The 25,319-nt window shown below is 69.9% G+C and carries 21 protein-coding genes; 20 read left to right on the top strand and 1 reads right to left on the bottom strand.

Annotated elements, in window-relative coordinates; translation table 11 throughout:
* Positions 1-34 precede the first annotated feature (34 nt).
* From rho to prmC, 3 genes are read left to right on the top strand one after another with little or no spacing between them, the layout of a single operon-like run.
* Positions 35-2,380 (top strand): transcription termination factor Rho, encoded by a 2,346-nt coding sequence (gene rho / locus ACZZ9K_RS03400; RefSeq protein ID WP_463443322.1) that lies wholly within the window; start codon positions 35-37, stop codon positions 2,378-2,380.
* 3 nt (positions 2,381-2,383) lie between these two features.
* Complete coding sequence (gene prfA / locus ACZZ9K_RS03395; protein WP_017885756.1) at positions 2,384-3,466, top strand: peptide chain release factor 1; 1,083 nt, start codon at positions 2,384-2,386, stop codon at positions 3,464-3,466.
* A 25-nt stretch (positions 3,467-3,491) separates the two neighbouring features.
* Positions 3,492-4,367, top strand: a complete 876-nt coding sequence (prmC, locus tag ACZZ9K_RS03390; protein ID WP_463444729.1) for a peptide chain release factor N(5)-glutamine methyltransferase — start codon at positions 3,492-3,494, stop codon at positions 4,365-4,367.
* A gap of 317 nt (positions 4,368-4,684) precedes the next feature.
* Here prmC and ACZZ9K_RS03385 read toward each other — a convergent pair whose 3' ends face one another.
* Positions 4,685-5,338: an HAD family hydrolase gene (locus ACZZ9K_RS03385; RefSeq protein WP_185974182.1), complete on the bottom strand. Its 654-nt coding sequence runs from the start codon at positions 5,336-5,338 to the stop codon at positions 4,685-4,687.
* 37 nt (positions 5,339-5,375) lie between these two features.
* Between ACZZ9K_RS03385 and ACZZ9K_RS03380 the strand changes: the two genes are divergently transcribed.
* The 17 genes from ACZZ9K_RS03380 to ACZZ9K_RS03300 all read left to right on the top strand — a co-directional run bounded on the left by ACZZ9K_RS03380 (position 5,376) and on the right by ACZZ9K_RS03300 (position 25,300).
* The gene (locus tag ACZZ9K_RS03380) at positions 5,376-6,050 is read left to right on the top strand and encodes an L-threonylcarbamoyladenylate synthase (protein ID WP_027465784.1); all 675 of its coding nucleotides are present in this window, start codon (positions 5,376-5,378) and stop codon (positions 6,048-6,050) included.
* Positions 6,047-7,273 (top strand): MraY family glycosyltransferase, encoded by a 1,227-nt coding sequence (locus ACZZ9K_RS03375; protein ID WP_027465783.1) that lies wholly within the window; start codon positions 6,047-6,049, stop codon positions 7,271-7,273. Before ACZZ9K_RS03380 ends, ACZZ9K_RS03375 begins: the two co-directional genes overlap by 4 nt.
* Positions 7,270-7,761, top strand: a complete 492-nt coding sequence (locus tag ACZZ9K_RS03370; protein WP_463443321.1) for a hypothetical protein — start codon at positions 7,270-7,272, stop codon at positions 7,759-7,761. Before ACZZ9K_RS03375 ends, ACZZ9K_RS03370 begins: the two co-directional genes overlap by 4 nt.
* Before the next feature lie 107 nt (positions 7,762-7,868).
* On the top strand, positions 7,869-8,729 hold the full coding sequence (gene atpB / locus ACZZ9K_RS03365; RefSeq protein ID WP_027465782.1) for a F0F1 ATP synthase subunit A: 861 nt from the start codon (positions 7,869-7,871) through the stop codon (positions 8,727-8,729).
* Positions 8,730-8,790: 61 nt separating this feature from the next.
* Positions 8,791-9,027 (top strand): ATP synthase F0 subunit C, encoded by a 237-nt coding sequence (gene atpE, locus ACZZ9K_RS03360; RefSeq protein WP_027465781.1) that lies wholly within the window; start codon positions 8,791-8,793, stop codon positions 9,025-9,027.
* Between the two features lie 9 nt (positions 9,028-9,036).
* Positions 9,037-9,591, top strand: a complete 555-nt coding sequence (locus ACZZ9K_RS03355) for a F0F1 ATP synthase subunit B (protein WP_110859012.1) — start codon at positions 9,037-9,039, stop codon at positions 9,589-9,591.
* Positions 9,592-9,593: 2 nt separating this feature from the next.
* Complete coding sequence (locus ACZZ9K_RS03350) at positions 9,594-10,388, top strand: F0F1 ATP synthase subunit delta (RefSeq protein ID WP_027465779.1); 795 nt, start codon at positions 9,594-9,596, stop codon at positions 10,386-10,388.
* Positions 10,389-10,496: 108 nt separating this feature from the next.
* Positions 10,497-12,125 (top strand): F0F1 ATP synthase subunit alpha, encoded by a 1,629-nt coding sequence (gene atpA, locus ACZZ9K_RS03345; protein WP_027465778.1) that lies wholly within the window; start codon positions 10,497-10,499, stop codon positions 12,123-12,125.
* Positions 12,126-13,028, top strand: a complete 903-nt coding sequence (locus tag ACZZ9K_RS03340; protein ID WP_027465777.1) for a F0F1 ATP synthase subunit gamma — start codon at positions 12,126-12,128, stop codon at positions 13,026-13,028.
* 47 nt (positions 13,029-13,075) lie between these two features.
* On the top strand, positions 13,076-14,530 hold the full coding sequence (gene atpD, locus ACZZ9K_RS03335; RefSeq protein ID WP_017885744.1) for a F0F1 ATP synthase subunit beta: 1,455 nt from the start codon (positions 13,076-13,078) through the stop codon (positions 14,528-14,530).
* 1 nt (position 14,531) lies between these two features.
* Positions 14,532-14,795, top strand: a complete 264-nt coding sequence (locus ACZZ9K_RS03330) for a F0F1 ATP synthase subunit epsilon (RefSeq protein ID WP_027465776.1) — start codon at positions 14,532-14,534, stop codon at positions 14,793-14,795.
* Positions 14,792-15,562, top strand: a complete 771-nt coding sequence (locus tag ACZZ9K_RS03325; RefSeq protein WP_463444728.1) for a YaaA family protein — start codon at positions 14,792-14,794, stop codon at positions 15,560-15,562. Before ACZZ9K_RS03330 ends, ACZZ9K_RS03325 begins: the two co-directional genes overlap by 4 nt.
* Positions 15,563-15,669: 107 nt before the next feature.
* The gene (locus tag ACZZ9K_RS03320; protein ID WP_027465775.1) at positions 15,670-16,227 is read left to right on the top strand and encodes a hypothetical protein; all 558 of its coding nucleotides are present in this window, start codon (positions 15,670-15,672) and stop codon (positions 16,225-16,227) included.
* 25 nt (positions 16,228-16,252) lie between these two features.
* A complete protein-coding gene (locus ACZZ9K_RS03315; RefSeq protein ID WP_463443320.1) occupies positions 16,253-17,080 on the top strand; it encodes an FHA domain-containing protein in 828 nt (275 codons plus the stop codon).
* 3 nt (positions 17,081-17,083) lie between these two features.
* A complete protein-coding gene (locus ACZZ9K_RS03310) occupies positions 17,084-17,905 on the top strand; it encodes a PP2C family protein-serine/threonine phosphatase (protein WP_017885739.1) in 822 nt (273 codons plus the stop codon).
* 130 nt (positions 17,906-18,035) lie between these two features.
* Positions 18,036-19,448, top strand: a complete 1,413-nt coding sequence (locus ACZZ9K_RS03305) for a serine/threonine-protein kinase (protein WP_138803599.1) — start codon at positions 18,036-18,038, stop codon at positions 19,446-19,448.
* A complete protein-coding gene (locus tag ACZZ9K_RS03300; RefSeq protein WP_463443319.1) occupies positions 19,445-25,300 on the top strand; it encodes an Ig-like domain-containing protein in 5,856 nt (1,951 codons plus the stop codon). The genes ACZZ9K_RS03305 and ACZZ9K_RS03300 overlap by 4 nt, the downstream gene beginning before the upstream one ends.
* The last annotated feature ends 19 nt before the right edge of the window (positions 25,301-25,319 follow it).

Raw genomic sequence — 25,319 nt, 5'->3', positions numbered from 1 at the left:
TCCGCGTTCTGCGGTTCGAAAGGAAACACCGACCTTGACCGACAACAACTCCGCCCAGGTGGAGATCCCCAGCGACCTGCGTGCCCTCCGTCTCCCGGAGCTCCAGCGCATCGCCTCCTCGCTCGGCATCACCGGGCTCTCCAAGCTCCGCAAGGGCGACCTGATCGCCTCCATCGAGGACAAGCGTCCCGTCGACGAGGCGCCGGCCGCCCCGGCCGCCGCCGTCGCCGAGACCCCCGCCGAGCCGGCCGCCGCCGAGCAGCCGACCCTGCCGGAGCCCGCCGAGACCGCCGCGCAGCCCGCTGCCGAGGCACCCGTCGCCGACCCCGAGGCACCCGCCGAGTCGGCAGCCCCGAGTCGTGCCCGTCGTTCGCGCCGCGCGTCGTCCGGTGGCACCGTGAACGCCGCGCCGACCTCGGCCGCCGAGCACACCAACCACGGCCAGACCGGCACCGAGGACCTCCTCGCCGGGCTCGACCAGGTCCGCGCCGAGAAGGACGCCCAGGAAGCCGCGCAGTCCGGCTCGCAGCGCCGTGGCCGTGGCCAGCGGAACGCCGAGCAGCGTGGCACCGACCAGCGTGGCACCGAGCAGCGCGCCGCCGACCAGGGCCAGCAGGCGTCGACGCCCGCCGAGGCCGAGCAGCCGAGCCAGGCGGCCCAGCAGGGCCAGCAGGCCCGGACGTCCGCCGTCCAGGCCGACCAGGACCAGAACGAGTCCGGCGACCAGAACGAGCAGGGCGACCAGAACTCCGAGCAGGGCGAGGGCGGCTCGCGTCGCGGTCGTCGCAGCCGTGGTCGCGGTCGTGGCCGTGGGCAGAACGCCGAGAACGGCGAGCAGCAGAACGGCGCCGACCAGCAGAACGGCGGCCAGAACGGCGGCCAGAACGCCGGCCAGCAGAAGCAGAACGGCGCCGAGCAGCAGAACCAGCCGAAGCAGAACGGCGGCGAGCAGCAGAACGGCCAGCAGAACGGCCAGCAGAACGGCGGCCAGAAGCAGAACGACCAGCCCAAGCAGGCCGAGGCCAAGCAGGACGACAAGGCCGACCAGAAGCAGCAGCAGAACGCCGGTCAGCAGAAGCAGCAGACCAGCGGCCAGCAGAAGCAGCAGCAGCAACAGCACGCCGACGAGGCCGAGAGCGGCCGCAGCCGTCGCCAGCGCGACCGCAAGCGCGGCCGTGGCGGCCAGAACGACGACTTCGAGCCCGAGGTCACCGAGGACGACGTCCTGATCCCGATCGCGGGCATCCTCGACGTCCTCGACAACTACGCGTTCGTCCGCACCACCGGGTACCTGCCGGGCCCGAGCGACGTCTACGTCTCCCTCGGCCAGGTGAAGAAGTACCACCTGCGCAAGGGCGACGCCGTCGTCGGTTCGATCAAGCAGCCGCGTGACGGCGAGCAGCAGAGCCGCCAGAAGTACAACGCGCTCGTCGCCGTCGAGTCGATCAACGGCCAGTCCGCCGACGAAGCCGCGGCCCGCGTCGACTTCAACGACCTCACCCCGCTGTACCCGAACGAGCGCCTGCGCCTCGAGACGGAGCCGGGCAAGCTGTCGACCCGCATCATCGACCTCGTGTCGCCGATCGGCAAGGGCCAGCGCGGTCTCATCGTGTCCCCGCCGAAGGCCGGCAAGACCGTCGTGCTGCAGGCCATCGCGAACGCCGTCGCCAAGAACAACCCCGAGGCGCACCTGATGGTCGTCCTCGTCGACGAGCGGCCCGAAGAGGTCACCGACATGCAGCGCACGGTGAAGGGCGAGGTCATCGCCTCGACCTTCGACCGTCCCGCCGAGGACCACACCACCGTCGCCGAGCTCGCCATCGAGCGTGCGAAGCGCCTGGTGGAGCTGGGCCACGACGTCGTGCTGCTGCTCGACTCGATCACCCGCCTGGGCCGTGCGTACAACCTGTCGACCCCGCCGTCGGGCCGCGTGCTCTCCGGTGGCGTCGACTCGGCGGCGCTGTACCCGCCGAAGCGCTTCTTCGGTGCCGCACGCAACATCGAGGACGGCGGCTCGCTGACCATCCTCGCGACCGCGCTCGTCGAGACCGGCTCCAAGATGGACGAGGTCATCTTCGAGGAGTTCAAGGGCACCGGCAACATGGAGCTCCGCCTCAACCGTCACCTCGCCGACAAGCGGATCTTCCCCGCCGTCGACGTGAACGCCTCGGGTACCCGTCGCGAGGAGCAGCTGCTCTCCGCCGACGAGGTCAAGATCACCTGGCGTCTGCGCCGGGCCCTCGCCGGGCTCGACCCGCAGCAGGCCCTCGAGATCGTGCTGCGGAACCTCAAGGAGACGCAGTCGAACGTCGAGTTCCTGGTGCAGGTGCAGAAGTCGGTCCCCACGACCGGCGCCCACCACAACGGTCACCAGGAGTAACGCGTGTTCGAGTCGGTAGCGGGGCTGCTGGCGGAACACGAGGACCTGACGCAGCAGCTGTCGGACCCCGCGCTCCACGCCGATGCGGCCCGGGCGAAGAAGGTGAACCGGCGGTACGCCGAGCTCAACCAGATCAAGTCCGCGTACGAGGCCTGGCAGGCGGCGGGGGACGACCTCGCCGCCGCCCAGGAACTCGCGCGTGAAGACGCAGCGTTCGCGGACGAGGTCCCCGGGCTCGAGGAGCAGCTGTCGGAGCGCCAGGAGCGTCTCCGCCGGCTGCTCATCCCGCGCGACCCCGACGACGGCCGTGACGTCATCATGGAGATCAAGGGCGGCGAGGGCGGCGAGGAATCGGCGCTGTTCGCGGCCGATCTGCTGCGCATGTACTCGCACTACGCCGAGACCAAGGGCTGGAAGGTCGAGCTCCTCGAGCGCACCGAGTCCGACCTGGGTGGCTACAAGGACGTCCAGGTCGCGATCAAGTCGAACACGACCGATCCGTCGCAGGGCGTCTGGGCCCACCTGAAGTACGAGGGTGGTGTGCACCGCGTCCAGCGGGTGCCGCAGACCGAGTCGCAGGGGCGCATCCACACCTCGACCACCGGCGTGCTGGTGTTCCCCGAGGTGGACGAGCCCGAAGAGGTCCAGATCAACCAGAACGACCTCAAGATCGACGTCTACCGGTCCTCCGGCCCGGGCGGACAGTCCGTCAACACGACGGACTCCGCGGTCCGCATCACCCACCTGCCCACGGGCATCACGGTGGCGATGCAGAACGAGAAGTCGCAGCTCCAGAACCGCGAGGCCGGCATGCGCGTGCTCCGCGCACGCATCCTCGCGCGGCAGCAGGAGGAGCTCGATGCGATCGCCTCGGACGCGCGCAAGTCGCAGATCCGCGGGATGGACCGTTCGGAGCGCATCCGCACGTACAACTTCCCGGAGAACCGGATCGCGGACCACCGCACCGGGTACAAGGCGTACGACCTCGACCGCGTGATGAACGGTGCCCTCGAGCCCGTCATCCAGTCCGCCATCCAGGCGGACGAAGAGGCACGTCTGGCCGCCATCGGCGACCAGGACGCGTAACCGCTCACCCAGCCTGGAGGCCCGGATCACCGCCGACACGCCCCTCACGTACGCCGCGGATCGCCTGCTCGAGCAGGCGGCCGCGGCGCTCGTCGCCGTCGGCGTCCCGACGCCCCGGGTCGACGCCGAGTTGCTGCTCGCGTGGGCGACCGACACCTCGCGCGGTGCCGTCCAGGCCCGTGCGCTCATCGGTGGCGGCATCGCGCCGGAGCACGTCGAGCGCTTCCGGCACGCCGTCGCGCGCCGGGCCACCCGTGAGCCGCTGCAGCACATCACCGGGCAGGCGTACTTCCGTGCGCTCACCCTGGCCGTCGGACCGGGCGTGTTCATGCCCCGTCCGGAGACCGAGGGCGTCGTGCAGTTCGGCATCGACGCGCTGCGGGCGACCGCGGTCCCCGAGCCGATCGCCGTGGACCTGGGCTCCGGCAGCGGTGCGATCGCGATCGCGATGGACACCGAGGTGCCGAACGCCGTGGTCTACGCCGTTGAGCGGTCGGCCGAGGCCCTGCACTGGACCCGGCGGAACGTCGACGCCCACGGTGGGACGGTCCGACTCGTCGAGGGTGACCTCGCCGACGCGCTGCCGGAACTCGACGGCACCGTGTCCGTCGTCGTGTCGAACCCGCCGTACGTGCCGGACGACGCGATCCCGATCGACCCCGAGGTCCGCGACCACGACCCGGCGATGGCCCTCTACGGCGGTCCCGACGGCCTCGACGCCGTCCGGGCTCTCGCTGAGACGGCCTGGCGGTTGCTGGTGCCCGGGGGAGTCCTGGTCATCGAGCACGCCGAGCCGCAGGGCGCCGGTGTGCGGCAGGTCCTGGCGCGTCGGGGGTTCCGCACCCCGGAGACGCACGTCGACCTGACGGGGCGCGACCGCACGACCACCGCCACGCGCTAGCCGGAGCCGAGCCGCGCCTCCCGTCGCTCGGCCGTGCGTGCGTGTGCCGAGCGGATCCGGGCGTACCTGGTGGGATCGGGCGTACCGGGTCGTTCGGGATGACCAGGTGTGCCCGTTCCTGCTTTCCAGCGCGACCGTGATGGGAAGGAACGGGCGTGGCGGGCGTGGGGCGGGCCTCCCGTCCCTCACTCGTGCGTGCGTGTGGTGGATCCGGGCGTACCTGGTGGGATCGGGCGTACCGGGTCGTTCGGAATGACCAGGTGTGCCCGTTCCTGCTTTCCAGCGCGACCGTGATGGGAAGGAACGGGCGTGGCGGGCTACGCGACGGGGGAGGCCTCGCACTGCTGTGCCGCGACGAAGGCGCGGACGTGCTCGCGCAGGTCGGTGTCGTGCTCGACCAGGACCGCGTGGATGCCGATGCTCCGCGCTCCCGCGACGTTCTCGGGCATGTCGTCGGCGAAGAACGTGCGCTCCGCGGGGACGCCGTGGTGCGCGACCGCACGCTGGAAGACCTCGGGCTCGGGCTTCCGGGCACCGAAGTTGCTCGACGTGTCCAGATGTTCGCCGAAGACCTCGGGCAGGGACGGCGCCCACTCGTGGATCCAGCGGCCGGCGAGCGGACCGTTGTTCGTGAGCAGTCCGACACGCCCGTGCTCGCTCGCGATCCGGACCGCCTCGATGCGTTCCGGCAGCTCGGTCATGGCGGATCCGCGGATCCGGGCCCAGTCGGCCTCGGGGACATCGCACTCCATCGCGCGCTCGAACGCGGCCAGGTACTCGTCGCCGTCGGCGAACCCACCGGCCTCGGCACGCATCTCGTGGCCGCAGTCCCACCAGCGGCGACGGAGCTCCTGGAACTCGTGTCCGGTGAACTCGGAGAGTGCGGCCATGCGCACCTGCCAGTCGTACCGGACCAGGACGTCGTCCATGTCGAAGAGGAACAGGAGCGGGGGTGCGGGCGTCTCGTTCACGATGTCCACCATTGTGTCGCACTATCATCGTCGAGTCATGGCATCCCGATACGACTGCACCGACTCCGACGGGCTCCTGACCGGGATGCGGCTCGCACGCGCCGCCCTCGGACGCGGAGAGCTCGTCGTGGTCCCCACCGACACCGTCTACGGCCTCGCCGCGGACGCCTTCAGCGCGACGGCCGTGCAGCGGCTGCTCGACGCGAAGGGCCGCACGCGGCAGTCGCCGCCGCCCGTGCTCATCCCCGGTCCGCCCACGCTCGACGCCCTCGCCAGCGAGGTCCCGCAGCCGGTGCGCGACCTGGTGGCCGAGTTCTGGCCGGGCGGGCTGACCGTCATCCTGCACGCTCAGCCGTCGCTCGACTGGGACCTCGGCGAGACACGCGGCACCGTCGCGCTGCGGATGCCGGACTCGCGGATCGCCCTCGAGCTGCTGCAGGAGGTCGGGCCGCTCGCGGTCTCGTCCGCGAACTCCACGGGCGACCCGGCCGCGATGGACGTCGACGCCGCCGAGCGCATGCTCGGAGACAGCGTCGCGATCTACCTGGACGGCGGACCCGTCGAGGTGCACGACGGCTTCGAGGCCAGCACCGGGTCGACGATCGTCGACGCCACCGGGTTGTCGGACGGCGGGAAGCTCCGCATCGTCCGACACGGGGTGATCCCCGACGAGGAGATCATCCGGGTCGTCGGAGCCGACCTCGTCACATGAAGTACTACCTGCTCGCCGGGGCCATCGCCGCGGTCGTGAGCTTCGTGATGAGCCTGATCGTCTGGAAGCTCGGGCTGAAGTACAAGTGGTACCCGCAGGTCCGCGAGCGGGACGTGCACCGCACCCCGACGCCGCGGCTCGGCGGCATCGCGATGTACATCGGCGTCATCGTCTCGCTGCTCGCGGCCTGGTTCCTGTTCCCGTCGATAGCGGGGACCGACTACTTCCGGCTCGTGTTCTCCGAACCGGGTCGCGTGCTCGCGGTGCTCGGGGGAGCGACCATCATCGTGGTCCTCGGTGTCGCGGACGACATCTGGGACCTCGACTGGATGACGAAACTCGCCGGGCAGATCATCGCGGCGGGCATCCTCGCCTGGCAGGGCGTCGCGATCGTCTCGCTGCCCATCGGCAACACGCTGGGCGTCGGCTCGTCGTACATGAGCCTGATCTTCACCGTGCTGGCGGTGGTGCTCGTGATGAACGCGGTGAACTTCATCGACGGACTCGACGGACTGGTGGCCGGCGTCGCGATCATCGCCGGCGGGGTCTTCTTCCTCTACACGTTCTTCATCAACCGCGTGGTCGTGCAGACCGAGTTCTTCTTCAACCTGCCGTCGCTGCTCACCGCGGTGCTCGTCGGTGCCTGCTTCGGCTTCCTCATCCTGAACTGGCACCCCGCCAAGCTCTTCATGGGGGACGCCGGCGCGCTGCTCGTCGGGTTCCTGATGGCCACGAGCGCGGTGTCGGTCACGGGCAACATCGACCCGGCGGCGGTGCAGACACGCCAGGCGCTGCTGCCGGCGTTCATCCCGATCCTGCTGCCGTTCGCGATCCTGATCGTGCCGATCCTGGACTTCGGTCTCGCGGTCACCCGACGGCTCAGCGCGGGCAAGTCGCCGTTCTCGGCCGACCGGAAGCACCTGCACCACCGTCTGCTCGACATGGGGCACTCGCACTTCCACGCGGTGCTGATCTTCTACGCGTGGACCGCGACCGTCGCCTTCGGGTGCCTGCTGTTCCTCTTCGTGGACTGGTACTGGGTCGTCGTCTTCGTGTCCGTCGGCTTCACCGTCTGCGCCGTCGCGACCTTCGCGCCGCTCGGTCGGAAACGCACCGAGATCGCCGCCCAGACCGCCAACCGTTCCGCCGCCGTGGTGGACGCCAGCCTCGACCCGCTCGACCGGGCCGCCAACGACCGCACGATCCCTGGAGACATCACGTGACCGCACCGAACGCGCTCGACCACGTCCGGCCGGTGTTCCGCCGCATCATCACCTGGGGAGGGGTCCTCGCCGTCGCCCTGGCGGTGGTCGGCGGGCTCATCGGGTTCCTCGTCGCAAACGGCCCGGGGCTGGTCGGGGGACTGCTCGGCGCCGTGCTGAGCGTAGTGTTCCTCGGGCTTACGGCGGTCAGTGTCCTCGTCGCGCTGCGCGTCTCCAAGGGCCAGATGATCTCCGGTGCCTTCTTCGGCATCGTGATGGGCACCTGGCTGCTCAAGTTCATCGTCTTCATCGTGCTGCTGGTCCTGCTCAAGGACCGTGAATGGGTCGACTTCCCGGTGCTGGCGATCGTGATCATCGCGGGGGTCGTCGGCTCCCTGGTGATCGACGTCGTCGCCGTCGCGAAGGCCCGCATCCCGATCGGCGTCCGGCTGCCGGGCGACGGCCTCGACGACTCCGCGGACGCTGGGAACCCGACCCCCCGCGTCTGAGAAGCCGGGAAGCCTCTCGCACCTGATAGGCTTCTTCAAGTCCGCTACCGGAGCCTTTCGCTCGGGGCGGACGAGCCTCCACAACGTCCACCATCGCGTGCCATGATGTGCGCGCGCCGACACAGGAGACAGCGCTGCTATCCCACGCTCTTCCCCTGTCCCTCTCCGCTGCGGTTGACACCGTCGCGGCGGGGAGCAGCAAGGCCGCCGAGTTCCATGGTCCGTCGATCAACGAGTTCTTCCCGGATGCGATCTTCTTCGCCGGGACGCCGTTCGAGATCGATCGGGTCGTCCTCATCCGCTTCTTCGCCGTCGCCGTGCTCCTGGTGTTCGCGTTCGTGGGTACCCGTGCACTGAAGCTCGTGCCGAACCGCGGTCAGGCGTTCATCGAGTACGCGTTCGACGTCGTCCGTCGCAACACCTTCGACAACCTCGGAGAGAAGGACGGCAAGCGTTTCCTGCCGCTCCTCGCGACGATCTTCTTCGGCGTGCTGTTCATGAACCTGACCGGTCTGATCCCGGGCATGAACCTCGCCGGCACCAGCCGTATCGCGATGCCGATGATCCTGGCGATCGTCGCGTACCTCGCGTTCATCTACGCCGGTCTCCGCAAGCACCCGGGCACGTTCCTCAAGAACTCGCTCTTCCCGCCCGGGGTGCCGTGGCCGCTGTACATCATCGTGACGCCGATCGAGCTCGTCTCCACCTTCGTGCTCCGTCCCGTCACCCTGACGCTGCGACTCCTGATGAACATGGTCGTGGGGCACCTGCTGCTCGTCCTGTTCTTCTCGGCCACGCAGTTCTTCTTCTTCGACGCTTCGCTCGGCTTCAAGGCCTTCGGCGTCGGGACCATCGCGTTCGGCATCGCGTTCAGCTTCTTCGAGGTCCTCGTCGCGCTGCTGCAGGCCTACGTCTTCATGCTCCTCACCGCCGTCTACATCCAGCTGGCGCTGGCCGACGAGCACTGATTCCTCACTGACCCCCTACGGGACCGGCGACCGTCGGACCCGCACCTCGAAAGGAAAACACGTGGACGCAACGACCGTTCTCGCGGAGATCAACGGCAACATCGCGACGGTTGGCTACGGCCTCGCAGCGATCGGCCCGGCCATCGGTGTCGGCATCGTCGTCGGTAAGACGATCGAGTCCGTCGCTCGCCAGCCCGAGCTCCAGGGCCGCCTGACGACCCTCATGTACATCGGTATCGCCTTCACCGAGGCCCTGGCCTTCATCGGTATCGCCACGTACTTCATCTTCACCAACTAAGGTTCCTCGATGCAGAACGCACTCATCATCGCGGCGGAGGAAGCGCACAATCCGCTGATCCCGCCGGTGTACGACATCGTGTGGTCGGCGCTCGCCTTCGTCATCATCTTCCTGGTGATGTGGCGTGTCGTCACGCCGCGCATCACGAAGATGCTCGATGAGCGCACCGAGGCCATCGAGGGCGGCATCAAGAAGGCCGAGGCCGCTCAGGAGCAGGCCGCTGCTGCGCTCGACGAGTACAACAAGCAGCTCGCCGATGCACGTGCCGAGGCTTCGCGCATCCGTGAGCAGGCCCGTGCCGACGCCACGGCGATCGGTAACGAGGTCCGCGAGCAGGCGGCCGCCGATGCAGCACGCATCACGGCCAACGCCCAGGCGCAGATCGAGGCCGAGCGCCAGAGCGCCGTCCAGGCACTCCGGTCCGAAGTGGGCACCCTCGCGCTGGACCTCGCGTCCGGTGTGATCGGTGAATCCCTCAAGGACGACGCCAAGTCGACCGCAGTGGTCGACCGCTTCCTCGCCGACCTCGAGGCCTCGCAGGCCACGAAGACGGGGGAGCACTGAGCATGCGCAGCGCTACCAGAGAAGCACTCGCGTCCACCAGGGCGGTGCTGTCGGACCTCGGTCCGAGCGCCGGCCTGGCCGCGGGTGCCGAGATCCTCGCCTCCGGGCGTGCGATCGCCGGTGCGCCGCAGCTGCTCGGGCTGCTGTCCGACCCCACGGCCGACGCGGCCGGCAAGAAGGTCCTCATCGACCGTGTCTTCGCCGGACAGTCGGACGCGACGCGTGCGGTCCTGACCGCGGTGGCTGGCTCGCGCTGGTCCTCGCAGCAGGACCTGCTCGCGGGCATCGAGGACGCGGGCATCCGCGCCGTCGCCGCCACCGCGGGTCCGGACTCGTCGATCGAGTCGGAGCTGTTCGCCTTCGAGACCGCCGTCCGCTCGGACGCCGGCCTCGAGCTGGCGCTCGGCACCAAGCTCGGCAGCCCCGAGCAGAAGGGCGCGCTCGTCGAGCGGCTCCTCGGTGCCAAGGCCTCGGAGCAGACGATCACGATCGTGTCGGCCCTGGTGCAGCAGCCCCGCGGCCGCCGCATCGGTGAGATCGTCCGCGACGCCTCGCGCATCGTGGCCGAGCAGGCCGGCAAGCTCGTCGCGACCGTCGTCACGGCGACGCCACTGACCCCCGCCCAGTCGGCCCGCGTCACGCGCGGTCTGTCCGAGCGGTACGGCAAGGACATCAGCATCAACCAGGTCGTCGACCCCACGGTCGTCGGCGGGGTCCGGGTGCAGATCGGCGGCGACGTCATCGACGGCACCGTGTCCACGCGACTCTCGGAGCTCCGGCTCCAGCTCGCCGGCTAGGCGTACGGTCGAAGCCGCTCCTCCCCAAGTCCACAACGGGAACTGCCGAGTCCGGCAGCGTCACCCTCTCGGAGCCGAAGGGCCCCGGAAAACCACAAGGAAAATCCCATGGCAGACATCACCATCAGCCCCGATGAGATCCGTGATGCCCTGAAGGACTTCGTCTCGAACTACGAGCCGACGAAGGCCTCCACGGCCGAGGTCGGGCACGTCACCGACGCCGGTGACGGCATCGCCCACGTCGAGGGTCTCCCCGGCGTCATGGCGAACGAGCTCATCCGCTTCGCGGACGGCACGCTCGGCCTGGCGCAGAACCTCGACGAAGACGAGATCGGCGCCATCGTGCTCGGCGAGTTCGGCGGCATCGAGGAGGGCATGGAGGTCACCCGCACGGGTGAGGTCCTCTCCGCCCCCGTCGGCGACGCCTTCCTCGGTCGCGTCGTCGACCCGCTCGGCGCCCCGATCGACGGTCTCGGCGAGATCGCCGCAGAGGGCCGTCGTGCCCTCGAGCTCCAGGCTCCCGGCGTCATGGCCCGCAAGTCGGTCCACCAGCCGCTGCAGACCGGCATCAAGGCCATCGACGCGATGATCCCCGTCGGCCGTGGTCAGCGTCAGCTGATCATCGGCGACCGCCAGACCGGCAAGACGGCCATCGCGATCGACACGATCATCAACCAGAAGGCCAACTGGGAGTCCGGCGACGAGGAGAAGCAGGTTCGCTGCATCTACGTCGCCATCGGTCAGAAGGGCTCCACGATCGCCTCCGTCAAGGGTGCGCTCGAGGACGCCGGTGCGATGGAGTACACCACCATCGTCGCCGCTCCGGCCTCCGACCCGGCCGGCTTCAAGTACCTCGCCCCGTACACCGGTTCGGCCATCGGCCAGCACTGGATGTACCAGGGCAAGCACGTCCTCATCATCTTCGATGACCTGTCGAAGCAGGCCGAGGCCTACCGTGCGGTGTCGCTCCTCCTGCGTCGTCCGCCGGGCCGCGAGGCTTACCCGGGTGACGTCTTCTACCTGCACTCCCGTCTGCTGGAGCGTTGCGCGAAGCTGTCCGACGAGCTCGGCGCCGGTTCGATGACGGGCCTCCCGATCATCGAGACCAAGGCGAACGACGTCTCGGCCTACATCCCGACCAACGTCATCTCCATCACCGACGGCCAGATCTTCCTGCAGTCGGACCTCTTCAACGCGAACCAGCGTCCGGCCGTCGACGTGGGCATCTCGGTGTCCCGCGTCGGTGGTGACGCCCAGGTGAAGTCGATCAAGAAGGTCTCCGGCACGCTGAAGCTCGAGCTGGCCCAGTACCGCTCGCTCGAGGCGTTCGCGATGTTCGCGTCCGACCTCGACCAGGCGTCGCGTCGTCAGCTGGAGCGCGGTGCGCGTCTGACCGAGCTCCTCAAGCAGCCGCAGTACTCGCCGTACCCGGTCGAGGAGCAGGTCGTCTCGATCTGGGCCGGCACGAACGGCAAGCTCGACACCGTCCCGGTGCCGGACGTGCTCCGCTTCGAGTCCGAACTGCTCGACCACCTGCGTCGCAACTCCGACGTCCTCACGACGCTGCGCGAGACGAACCAGCTCAGCGACGAGACCGTCGCCGAGATGGACAAGCAGATCGACGAGTTCACGAAGAGCTTCCAGACGAGCGACGGCAAGACCCTCGGCTCCGAGCAGTTCGACGCGGCTGACGCCGAGGACGTCGACCAGGAGCAGATCGTCAAGGGTCGTCGCTAGATGGCAGCGCAGGTCCGGGTCTACCGCCAGCGGATCAAGTCGGCGAAGACCACGAAGAAGGTCACCCGCGCCATGGAGCTGATCTCGGCGTCGCGGATCCAGAAGGCGCAGGCCCGCATGGCTGCGTCCGGTCCGTACTCGCGGGCCGTCACGCGTGCGGTGTCGGCCGTGGCGACGTTCTCGAACGTCGACCACGTGCTGACCACCGAGCCGGAGTCGTCGACCCGTGCAGCCGTCGTGCTCTTCACTTCGGACCGCGGCCTGAACGGCGCGTTCAGCACGAACGTCCTCAAGCAGGGCGAGGAGCTCGCCTCCCTGCTCCGCAGCGAGGGCAAGGACGTCGTCTACTACCTGGTCGGCCGCAAGTCCGTCGGGTACTTCGCGTTCCGTGAGCGTCCGTCCGAGCAGCAGTGGGTCGGCAACACCGACCAGCCGGAGTTCTCGACGGCCAAGGAGATCGGCGACGCCGTCGTGGCGAAGTTCCTCCAGGACACCGCTGACGGCGGCGTGGACGAGATCCACATCGTGTTCAACCGGTTCATCAGCCTGGCGACCCAGGAGCCGCAGGTCGTTCGCCTGCTGCCCCTCGAGGTCGTCGAGGGCATCGACGAGCCCGAGGGCAACGAGCCCCTGCCGCTCTACGAGTTCGAGCCGGACGCCGATGCGGTGCTCGACTCGCTGCTCCCGGTCTACATCGAGAGCCGCATCTTCAACGCCATGCTGCAGTCGGCTGCTTCCGAGCACGCCGCGCGTCAGAAGGCGATGAAGGCGGCCAGCGACAACGCCGACTCGCTGATCCGTGACTTCACCCGACTCGCGAACAACGCGCGTCAGGCGGAGATCACCCAGCAGATCTCCGAGATCGTCGGCGGCGCCGACGCCCTCTCGTCGAAGAAGAAGTAGTCCGCGTCGTTCGCGGACAGATACCCACCCTCAGGAAGGCACCAGCCATGACCGACACCGCAACCACCGCGGTCGAGACGTCGTCGGCGCCCGGTGTCGGCCGGATCGCCCGTGTCACGGGCCCCGTCGTCGACATCGAGTTCCCCCACGACGCAATCCCGGAGATGTACAACCTCCTGTTCACGACCATCACCATCGGTGACTCGTCGCAGGAGATCGGCCTCGAGGTCGCGCAGCACCTCGGCGACGACCTCGTCCGTGCCATCTCCCTGAAGCCGACCGACGGCCTGGTCCGTGGCCAGGAGGTCCGTGACTCGGGCGCTCCGATCTCGGTCCCCGTCGGCGACGTCACCAAGGGCAAGGTCTTCGACGTCCTCGGCAACGTGCTCAACACGGACGAGAAGCTCGAGATCACCGAGCGCTGGCCGATCCACCGCAAGGCCCCGGCCTTCGACCAGCTCGAGTCCAAGACCTCGATGTTCGAGACCGGTATCAAGTCCATCGACCTCCTCACCCCGTACGTGCAGGGTGGCAAGATCGGCCTCTTCGGTGGTGCGGGCGTCGGCAAGACCGTCCTCATCCAGGAGATGATCCAGCGCGTTGCGCAGGACCACGGCGGTGTGTCGGTGTTCGCCGGTGTCGGTGAGCGCACCCGTGAGGGCAACGACCTCATCGGTGAGATGGAAGAGGCGGGTGTCTTCGACAAGACGGCCCTCGTGTTCGGCCAGATGGACGAGCCGCCGGGAACGCGTCTCCGCGTTGCCCTGTCGGCGCTGACGATGGCGGAGTACTTCCGCGATGTCCAGAAGCAGGACGTGCTCCTCTTCATCGACAACATCTTCCGCTTCACGCAGGCCGGCTCCGAGGTCTCGACGCTGCTCGGCCGCATGCCGTCCGCCGTGGGCTACCAGCCCAACCTCGCCGACGAGATGGGTGTGCTCCAGGAGCGCATCACCTCGACGCGTGGTCACTCGATCACCTCGCTGCAGGCGATCTACGTGCCGGCTGACGACTACACCGACCCGGCTCCGGCCACCACGTTCGCGCACCTCGACGCGACGACCGAGCTCTCCCGTGAGATCGCGTCGCAGGGTCTGTACCCCGCGATCGACCCGCTGGCGTCGACGTCGCGCATCATGGACCCGCGCTACCTGGGTGCCGACCACTACGAGACGGCCACGCGCGTCAAGCAGATCCTCCAGAAGAACAAGGAGCTGCAGGAGATCATCGCCATCCTCGGTGTCGACGAGCTCTCCGAAGAGGACAAGATCACGGTCGAGCGCGCTCGTCGTATCCAGCAGTTCCTCTCGCAGAACACCTACATGGCGAAGAAGTTCACGGGCGTCGAGGGCTCCACGGTGCCGCTCAAGGACACCATCGAGTCCTTCCGCGCCATCGCCGACGGCGAGTTCGACCACGTTGCGACCCAGGCGTTCTTCAACGTCGGTGGCATCAACGACGTGGAAGAGAAGTGGGCTCAGATCCAGAAGGAGAACCGCTGACATGGCGGGTCTCAGCGTGAGCGTCGTCTCGGCTGACCGCGAGGTCTGGTCGGGCGACACCACCATGGTCGTCGCGCGGACGACAGAGGGCCAGATCGGCATCCTCGCCGGACACGAGCCGATGCTCGCGATCCTGGCGCAGGGGCAGGTCCGCATCACGCGGGCCGATGGGTCGACCGTCGCGGTCGACGCCGAGGACGGCTTCCTGTCGGTCGAGCACGACACGGTGACGATCGTCGCGCGGCAGGCCGCGCTGGCGTCCTGACCGGACTGACCGTCCTGCTCCCGCCTTCGGAGACGAAGCGGGAGGGCGGGGACACGAGCCGCACGCTCGATCTGCGTGCACTCTCGTTCCCGGAACTGGCCGATGAGCGGGCCGCGGTGATCACCGCGGCCCGCTTCGTCAGTTCCGAGGAGTCCTCGGCCAGGACGGCACTCAAGCTCGGTCCGAAGTCGATCGCCGAGCGCCTCCGGAACCTCGAGCTCGACACCGCGGGCACCATGCCCGCGATCGAGCGGTACACGGGGGTCCTCTACGACCCGTTGCGCGCGCAGGACGCGGACGCCATGACGCGTGCATGGTGGGCGGAGCACGTGATCGTGCAGTCCGCGATGTTCGGCCCGATCGGCGCCGGTGACCCGATCCCGGCGTACCGGCTGTCGCACGACTCGCGGCTCGGTTCGATCCGGTTGGCCGCGCACTGGCCCGCGGCGTCGACCCGTTCCCTGCTGACCCGTGCGGACGGCCTGGTACTCGACCTGCGGTCCGAGGGTTACCGGCAGCTCGGGCCCGTGTCCGGAGCGGTCACACCACGGGTGGTGAGCGTCGACGGCTCCGGTCGTCGTCGTGCACTGAACCACTGGAACAAGACCGCGAAGGGCCGCCTGGTGGCGTTGCTCGCCCGCACCGGCGCGAGCATCGGCAGCATGGACGACCTGGTCGTCTGGGCGGCGGCGAACGGCGTGGTCGTCGAACGCAACGAGGGCGGCTGGGACCTGGTCGCCGAGAGCCTGGAGCCCGTCGCCGCCTGAGCGGTTTCCGCCGGCTCGTCCTCCACAGGCGTGAGTGGGGCAGCTCCGGTCCACAGATGGCCGGGGCGCCCCTGCCTGGAGGCCCGCAGCACGCTTCGATGGCGTGCATGATCCCTCTCACGGCACAGTCCGGCCCCGGCTCCGCAGTCCGTTTCCCTCGCGAGATCGCCGCGGCGGTCACCCTCCCCGCCGCAGCGGCCGCGCTGGTCGCGCCCGGCCGGGCGGACCTGTCGACGGCGGCCGCGACGGCCGTGGTGACCGCGTGCGGCGCACTCGCGCCCCGGATGGCCCTGGTGCCGTTCATCGCGGCGCAGGGCACGCCGGACCCCCGGTCGATCCGGGTGTTCGACCCCTTCGCCGACCCGACACCACCGGCGCTCCACGGTTTCGGCCCGGCTCCAGATCGTGCCCGCGTGCGGCTCGCCGGCGACCGGTGCGCCGACGCGTGGCGGGTGTGGCGGGCGCAGGACGGACCGTTCGACGGATCGTCGGGCGCCGCTGGCGCCCTGTCGCTCGGTGCCTGGTGCGCGTGGGCGCTCGGGTCCTGGGCCCGGGCGGAGACGCGTGCCCGGTACGCCCTCGAGACGCGCGCCGACGACCCGCTCGCGGGGCTCGTCCTGCGCTCGGTCGTCGCGGGCAGCGGGCCGTCTTGGGAGCGTCGATGACGTGGGGTCGACCGGATCGTCTACGGTGGGGGAGACCACACTGGGAGGGCTCCGGTTGTACGACGACGACATCGAGGACACCGTCATCCGGCGACCCCGACGATCGCCGGCGGGCGACCGGACGGCGGACGCCGTCGGTGACACCGTCATCCGCGGCGAAGGTCCCGTCCTCCCCGGAGCCGGAGCCGGCGCCGGTCGCGATCCTGACTCTGACTCCGACGACGGAGTCCTCGGTGACACGGTCATCCGACCCCCGGTCGGTGCACCCGGCCAGTCACCGGCAGCGGTGGACGACGTCGATCCGGAGGACACCATCGTCCGGGTGCCGGCGCGACCCGGCGCCGGAGCGGGCCCGCTCGTGGGTGCCGCCCCGGGCCTCCAGTCCGCCCCGTCGGCACCCGCCGCACCTGCGGCACGTGTGCCCTCGATCCGCATCGGCGACCGCACCTTCCGGCTCGACCACCCGGTGGTCATCGGCCGCCGGCCGTCGCTGCCCCGGGTCACCCGTGGTCCGCAGCCCGAACTCGTGACCGTGCGGTCGGCGTACGGGCAGGTGTCGTCGTCCCACGTCCTGATGCACGCCGAGGGCGAAGCCGTCGTCGTGCAGGACCTCCGGTCGACGAACGGCACCGTGGTCCGCCCGGCCGGTGCGCCCGCCTACCGCATGGCGTCGGGTGCGTCGATCGTCGCGCTGACGGGTACGGTAGTCGAGATCGGTGACGGCAACGCCATCGAGGTCCTCTCGCCGTACCTCCGGGTCGCACCGACGGCAGAGGGTCTGCCTCCGGTTCCCCCGTGGCCCTCCGATCAGACAGCACACGGCACGCCCCGACCCACCAGAGAGCGATCCTGACACGTGACCGAACTCGGCCGAGCAGCCACTGCGCACGCCATCGACGTCCCCGGTGCCGACGGCGCCACCCTGACGCTCTCGTGGGGAGCCGCGACCGACGTCGGTCGACGGCGTGACCACAACGAGGACAGCTACATCGTGGGCGCGCCGTTCTTCGTCGTCGCCGACGGCATGGGTGGGCACCTCGCGGGCGACCGCGCCAGCGACGCGGTCGTGCGTCGGCTCGAACAGGTGACGGCCGAACCGTTCACCACGCGCCAGGGCATCCAGCGTGCCCTGCTCCTCGCGACCGCCGACATCGAGCGCGCAGCTGGCGGCAACGCGATCGGCGCGGGCACCACCGTCACCGGGATCGCGCTCGTGGCCTCGCTCGGGCAGCCCGCTGCGCTCGTGTTCAACGTCGGGGACTCCCGCACCTACCGCATCGAGGACGGCGTGCTCCGCCGCGTCACCGTCGACCACTCGGTGGTGCAGGAGATGGTGGACGCCGGTCTGCTGCGCGCCGAGGATGCCGAGCAGCACCCGGACAGCAACGTCATCACTCGTGCGGTCGGCTTCGGCGAACCGCCGGCACCGGACTGGTGGACCCTGCCCCTGCGGGCCGGTGACCGCTACATCGTCTGCTCCGACGGGCTGACCAAGGAGCTCGGCGACGCTGGCATCGCGCGCATCGCGGCACGTGAGCCGGGTGCGCAGGACCTGGCGGAGCGCCTGGTGGGCGACGCCGTCGTGGCCGGCGGTCGCGACAACGTCACCGTCGTCGTGCTGCAGGTCGATGCCGCGCCGGACGACGGCGACCTCGAGGACACGCTGCCGCGGCACTAGCTGGCCCCCGAACTGGGGGAACACGTCGAACTGTGGGGGATCGGCGTGCGGAATGTCGGTCACCCACGCTTCGTACAATGACATGGCCACGTCGAGAGAGCTGGCCGCTCGGCCGGGGGAGGAGAGGACCATGGCGAGACGCCTGCCGTCCAACCCGCCCGTGATCGGCGGGTTCAGTCCCGTCCACGTCCTCGGGTCCGGTGGCTTCGCCGACGTCTTCCTCTACGAGCAGGACATGCCCCGACGACAGGTCGCGGTGAAGGTGCTGCTGGACGAGGTCGTCGACGACCGCGTCCGGCAGATGTTCCAGGCCGAGGCCAACCTGATGGCCCGGCTCAGCACCCACCCGTCGATCCTCACCGTCTTCCAGGCCAGCGTCGCCGCTGACGGCCGTCCCTACCTGGTCATGGAGCTCTGCTCCTCGTCCCTCAGCGAGCGCTACCGTCGCGAACCGATCCCGGTGTCCGAGGTGCTGTCGATCGGCATCCGCATCGGGTCGGCGCTCGAGACCGCACACCGTGAGGGCGTGCTGCACCGCGACATCAAGCCGTCGAACATCCTGCTGACGGCCTACGGCAACCCCGTGCTCTCCGACTTCGGCATCGCCGCGACGATCGGGGGCACCGACCCCGACGAGCCGATCGGCATGTCGATCCCGTGGTCCGCGCCCGAGGTCCTGATCGACGAGTCGCGCGGCACGATCCAGTCCGAGGTGTACTCACTCGCGGCGACGGTGTACTCGCTCCTCGCCGGCCGCAGCCCGTTCGAGGTCCGCGGCGGCAAGAACGGTGCGAACGACCTGATGCACCGGATCGACAAGGGCGGCGTGAAGCCCACCGGTCGAACCGACGTGCCGCCCTCGCTGGAGCGCCTGCTCGCCTCGGCGCTGTCCCGCAAGCCGCAGGGACGCCCCGCGACGGTGATGGAACTCGTACGGGGGTTCCAGCAGGTCGAAGCCGAGCTCGGCATCCCGCAGACGTCCGCCGACGTCGCGGTCGAGGCCTGGGCGATCTCGACGCCCACCGCGCACGGTGACCGCACCGTGATCCGTGAGCTGCAGCCACCCACCCGGGTCGGTGCGCGTCGTCGGACCCGCCGCGCGGTGCAGGGCGGGGTCGTGGCCGGCGGTTCGCACAGCGTCGGCACCGTGCACCGCACCGGGTCCGTGACCCGTGCCCGTCGCCGGACCCGTTCGACCCTGGTCTGGGCGACGTCCCTCGCCGTCGTCGTGGTCGCCGCCCTCGTGATCGCCACGGTCGTCGTCGTCGGTCGGCTCGGCGCGGGGGCCATCCCGGTCGTGGCCGAGGTCCGGGCCGAGCCGTCACCGCAGTCCGTGTCCTTCAGCTGGACCGACCCGGGGCTGCGCAGCGGCGACACGTACGTCATCTCGTCCAACGGGTCCTCGAGCCAGCAGACCGGCACGACCTTCGTCGTCTCCGGTGAACGCGGCGACGAGGAGTGCATCGCCGTCGCGGTGAACCGGGACGGCAAGACGGGCGCTGCGAGCGCGCAGAAGTGCGCGACGATCGGGAGCGCCGGGTGATCCGCGCCCTCCTCGCGAAGCACCGCTCCGCAGCCGTGACCACCGGCGCCTCGGTGCTCGTCGCCGCTGTCGTCGCGACCACGGCCATCGTCTCCACCGGGTACCACACACAACGCGTGGACCTCGGCGACGGCACCGTCTGGGTGCCCTCTGCCCAGTACGGCGCGGTCGGCCGGGCGAACACCGGCATCCTGCAGCTCAACACCGCGGTCGTGACCGCCAGCGACGACCTGTCCGTGCTGCAGCGCGGTTCCACCGTCTACAGCGTCGACGAGACCAAGGGCACGGTCGCCCGGGTCGACGTCGCCGACGCCACCGTGGGTGATGCGATCACGCTGCCTGCCGGGACGCCGCAGGTCTTCTTCGCGGGCGACACCGCGGTCATCGGCAACGCGGACACGGGCGAGCTCTGGTCGACCCCCGCGAGCGACCTCGCCGAGTTCGACGCGTCCGCGAAGGCCGACCTGACACTGGGCGCCGACACCGTCTTCGACGCCTCCGACGGCCACGTGGCGGTCTACTCCGCGAAGACCGGGACGGCGTCGCTGGTCGACGTCGGCGCGACACTCACCGTCGCCGAACGGTGGAAGGTCGACATGGACCGGGGCGACGACTTCCAGGTCGCCACGTTCGACGAGCACCTCGCCGTGCTCGACCGCACGAGCGGTGCCCTGTCGGTCGACGGCCGCACCGTCGAGCTCGGCGACCGGGTGGGGTCGTCGCCGGCCCTCCAGCGGTCGTCGGACAGCACGGCCCAGGTCACGGTCGCGGGCACGGCGGGCCTGGTCCGCGTCAGCGCCTCCGGCACCGTGGACGCCACCGCGCTCCAGGTGTCCGGACGAGCCGCGCGGCCCTACGTCGACGGCTCCTGCACGTACGCGGCGTGGGCGGGCGGACAGGCGATCGACACGTGCGACGGCAGCGCGTTGCAGCGGCTGGCGAGCACCGGCGGCACGAGCGAACTGCAGATCCTGCACAACGGCGACACCGTGGTCGCCAACGACCCGACGAGCGGCCGATCCTGGGCGATCGACCGGAGTGGTCAGCTCATCGACAACTGGGCCGACCTGATCAAGCAGGACGACGAGCAGCAGCAGGAGCAGGTCTCCGACGACGACCCCGAGGTCGACAAGGACCAGAAGCCGCCGGTGGCGGTGGACGACGAACTGGGCGCTCGTCCGGGACGCACCACGAGCCTCCCGGTCCTGCTGAACGACTACGACCCGAACGGCGACCCGATCATCGTGAGCGAGATCGGCACCATCTCGAAGTCCGCCGGACGCGTCGCGATCGTCGGCGACGGCCAACGTCTGCAGGTCACGCTGTCATCGCGCGCCACCGGGACCGTGACGTTCCCGTACACGATCACCGACGGCAACGGCGGATCGGACACCGCGACGGTCCGGATCAGCGTGCGCCCCGACAGCGAGAACGAGGCGCCGCGGCAGGTCCGTGACACCTCGGCCGACGTCGTCCAGAACGGGCACGTCGTCTCGAACGTGCTCGGTGACTGGATCGACCCGGACGGCGACCCGGTGTACCTGAAGTCGGCGACCGCGTCGAACGGCGACCGGGTGTCCACCACACCGGACGGCCTGCTCGACTTCCGGAACGACAGCGGCCGCACCGGTGAGCGGTCGGTGCAGCTGGTCGTGAGCGACGGACGCGCCGACGGCCGGGGTGCCGTGACGGTGCGGGTGGCCAAGCAGGGCACCGTCCCGCTGCGCGCCGATCCGTTCCCCGTGTCCGGGTACGCCGGCAAAGCCTTCACGGTCGAGCCGCTCGACCACGTGCGTGGTGGCAACGGCACCGTGACGCTGACCAGCGTGTCGTCGGCATCCGGGCTGACCGTCACCCCGAGCTACGACGCCGGGACCTTCCGGGTGCAGGGGGAGCGGGCGGGCGACCACCAGCTCGAGTACACGGTGACCGACGGTGTGAAGACGTCGAGCGGCATCGTCCGGGTGACCGTCCTGGCGCCGCCGGACGCCTCGACGGCGCCGATCACCACGCCGAAGACGGTGTTCGTCAACACCCTGTCCACCAAGGACACGGACGTCACCGCGACCGACATCGACCCGGCGGGCGGGGTGCTGCTCGTGACGGCGCTCGACGGACCCGGACGGGGCAGCGGGGTGCAGGCGAGCATCCTCGACCAGCACAAGGTCCGCGTCACGCTCACGGCGCCGCTCGACGGTCCGGTCTCGTTCGGGTACACCGAGACGAACGGGTTGGCGTCGTCCCCCGGCACGATCACCGTCGTCGAGATCCCGAAGCCCGACCGCATCCAGCCTCCTGTCGCCCAGCCCGACACCGCCACCGTGCGTGTCGGAGACGTCGCGAACATCGACGTGCTCGGCAACGACACCCAGCCCGAGGGCGAACCGTTGACGCTGCAGCCCGAGCTGGTGCAGAACGTGCCCGGCGACGGCGGCCTGCTGTTCGTCTCCGGCGACCACCTGCGCTACCTCGCTCCGAAGACCCCGGGCAACTACACCGCCGTCTACCGGGTGGCCGGCCCGGACGGCCAGTACGCCGACGCCGCCGTGTCGATCTCGGTGCGCGAGCGTGACGCCGCGACCAACAACCCGCCGGTCCCGCAGACCGTCACCGCGCGCGTCGTCGCCGGGTCGTCGGTGCGGATCAGCGTGCCGTTGAACGGGATCGACCCGGACGGCGACTCCGTCCAGCTCGTCGGCGTGGGCTCCAACCCCGACAAGGGATCGGTCGCCGACGTGGCCTCGGACGCCCTGACCTACGAGGCGGGCGACTACTCGGCAGGGACCGACGAGCTCACCTACACGGTCGTGGACGCTCTCGGGGCCCGCGCGTCCGGCACCGTGCGGGTGGGCATCGCACCCCGCGCCGAGCAGGCCTCGAACCCCGTGGCCGAGGCCGACCACGTCACGATCCGTCCCGGTGGGTCGGTGACGGTGCGTGTCCTGCAGAACGACTCCGACCCCGAGGGCGGGCAGCTCACCGTCGCACAGGCCGAGCCGACGGCCGAGGACGTCACCGCGAAGATCCTCCGGAAGCAGCAGATCCGTGTCACGCCCCCGAAGTCGGCGAAGCGCGGTGACTACGCGGTGCTCTACACCGTCGCGAACAGCAGCGGGGGATCGAGCACGGCCTTCCTCACGGTGACCGTCGACCCGGACGCACAGCCGCTCCGGCCCGAGGTCGACGACACGACCCTCGACCTGCAGGACATCCTGCGGCGGCAGAGCGTGACCGTCGACGTGCTCGACAACGTCTTCTTCGCCGAGGGCACCGCGGCCGACCTCCGGGTCGGGGTCGTCCCCGGCTACGGCGACACGGCGACGCCCACCGACGACGGCCGCATCACGGTCCGGTTGACCGACGAATCGCAGGTGATCCCCTTCTCGGTCGCCCGGCTCGACCACCCGGACATCGTCTCCTACGGCTTCATCAACGTGCCGGGCTTCGACGACGCCCTGCCCCAGATCAACCGCAGCGCCGGCGCGGTCACGGTGAAGAGCGAGGCCACGGTCCGCATCCCGCTGCAGGACTTCGTCGTGACGGCGAACGGCCAGACCGCGAAGATCACCGACCGCGGCACGGTCAAGGCCACCCACGCGAACGGGCAGGGTCTGGTGGTGGACTCGTCGACGCTGCAGTTCACGTCGTCGAAGCTCTACTACGGCAAGGCGTCGATCTCGTTCGAGGTCACCGACGGCTCGTCGGCGAACGGCGGCAAGGGTCGCGTCGCCACCCTCGTGCTCCCGATCACGGTCACGCCCCGGTCGAACCAGCCGCCGGCGTTCGCGGGTTCCTCGATCGAGATGCAGCCGGGCGAGACGCGGAAGATCGACCTGACGAAGCTCACCGACTACCCGTACCCGAAGGACCTGCCGGAGCTCCGGTACTCGATCGTCGGCCGGCCCGCCGCCGGGACGACCGCGTCGATCGCGAAGCAGCAGCTCAGCATCGCGGTCGCCGACACCGCGAAGAAGAACACCACCGCGTCGATCGGGATCGGGGTCGCGGACGACGCCAACGCCGGTCGCGCGGGCACGGTGACCGTCGGCGTCGTCGCCTCCACCCGGCCGGCGGTCCAGCCCGGCGCCGACCGCGCGGTGACGAAGCGCGGGTCGACCACCACCATCGACGTCCTGAGGAACGACCAGCCGACCAACCCGTTCCCCGGCGAGCGGCTGCGCGTCGTGAACATCCGCGGTCTGTCCGGCGGACTCCCGAAGGGTGTCACCGTCACGCCGAGCGGTGATCGCTCGCGTCTGCAGGTCGCGGTCGCCGGAACCGCGAAGCCCGGCGACGCGCACCTGCAGTACCAGGTGGCGGACGCCACGAACGACCCCGACCGGTACGTCTGGGGCGACGTCACGATCTCGGTGCAGGACGTCCCGGACGCACCGGGTGCGCCCACCCGCACCGGCTCCTACGTCGGTGGCCAGGCCACGCTGACGTGGGCGACCCCGCAGGGCAACAACTCGCCCATCACGGGCTACCGCGTCATCGGGACCAACGGCGTCTCGAAGAACTGCGGGACCGCGACGGTGTGCACGGTCACCGGCCTCGACCCGAAGGCGTCCTACCGGTTCCAGGTCGTGGCGACCAACGCGATCGGTGACTCGAAGCCGTCGGCCCGCTCGGGTCCGATGAGCGCGGACTTCGTGCCGGCACCGCCGAAGGGCATCACGGTCACGCCCAGTAGGTCGACGCCGAACCAGCTCGACGTCAAGTGGGGGAAGGTGTCCGCGCCGAACAACGGCAGCGCGGTCGACAACTACGTCGTGACGATCGAGGGTCCGGGCTTGTCCGACACCCGCAACACCGGCACCGCCACGAGCACCTCGTTCACCGGTGCCCAGAGTGCCGCCCAGTACACGGTCACCGTGTCAGCCCGCAACGCCGCAGACCGCAACGGCACGGTGGTGCAGTGGAACTCCGCGTCCGCCACCGGGAGCGCAGTCGGTGTACCGACAGCCGTCTCCGTGGGGGATCCGAACGTCGATGCGTCCTCCGGTCGCACGGTCGTCAGCGTCGATTACTCCAAGTCCGACGGTCAAGGTGCGCCGATCCAGTCGTACGCGCTCGTCCGGGTCGGGGGGCAGGTCACCTGCGGCCCGATCGGCGGCGGTCAGCAGGTCGACAGCACGGGCCCCGGAGGCGGGACACTGCGTGACGGCAACGCTGCGGACGGCAGCACGACCAGTTACGTCGTCGTGGCGTCCAACACCTACGGGTTCTGCAGCGTCAGCCGAGCGACGACGTCCGTGACGAGCTACGAGCGTCCTGGCCAGGCCACCACACCCTCGATCCGTGTCGTGAAGACCGACCGGGACAACGGCGTGTACCAGCTGGTCGCAGAGGGGTACGGCGTGAAGTCCGGACGCGCCGATCACTACCGTGTTCGCTACAACGGTGGTGGATGGCAGGACGCACCTTCCGGGCCCACGGCAGCACTGGGCTACGGGACGGCGGTCTCGATCGAGGTGCAGGGCTGCCGCGGACCGAGCAACAACTACGACTACTGCGGTCCCGCGTCTTCGGAATCCAACTCCGCAACCCCGATCATCACCAAGCCGATCGTGCAGCAACCCGTCGAGGGCACGGCCCTCAACGTTCAGGATCCCTCGAACGGTCGCGCCACCCCGACGTACACCGTGCGCTTCGACGGTCGTGGGAGCGACGATCAGGACGTGGCATACACGACGAACTCGGTCGTGCCGACATCTGCCCTGTCACCGCTCCGGACCACCACCGTGACCATCGAGGTGCAGATCGCCGGGCAGACGGACACCTGGACGTACGAGTCGGACGCGGCCCCCGCTCCCGAGCAGCCTGCCCCGGAACCAGCCCCCGGCGGCTGACTCCCGCCGCCCCGACCCG

It is taken from the genome of Curtobacterium sp. AC268 (assembly GCF_979258745.1).
The sequence above is the reverse complement of the archived record's forward strand: the minus strand, read 5'-3'. Positions and strand labels throughout refer to the sequence as shown.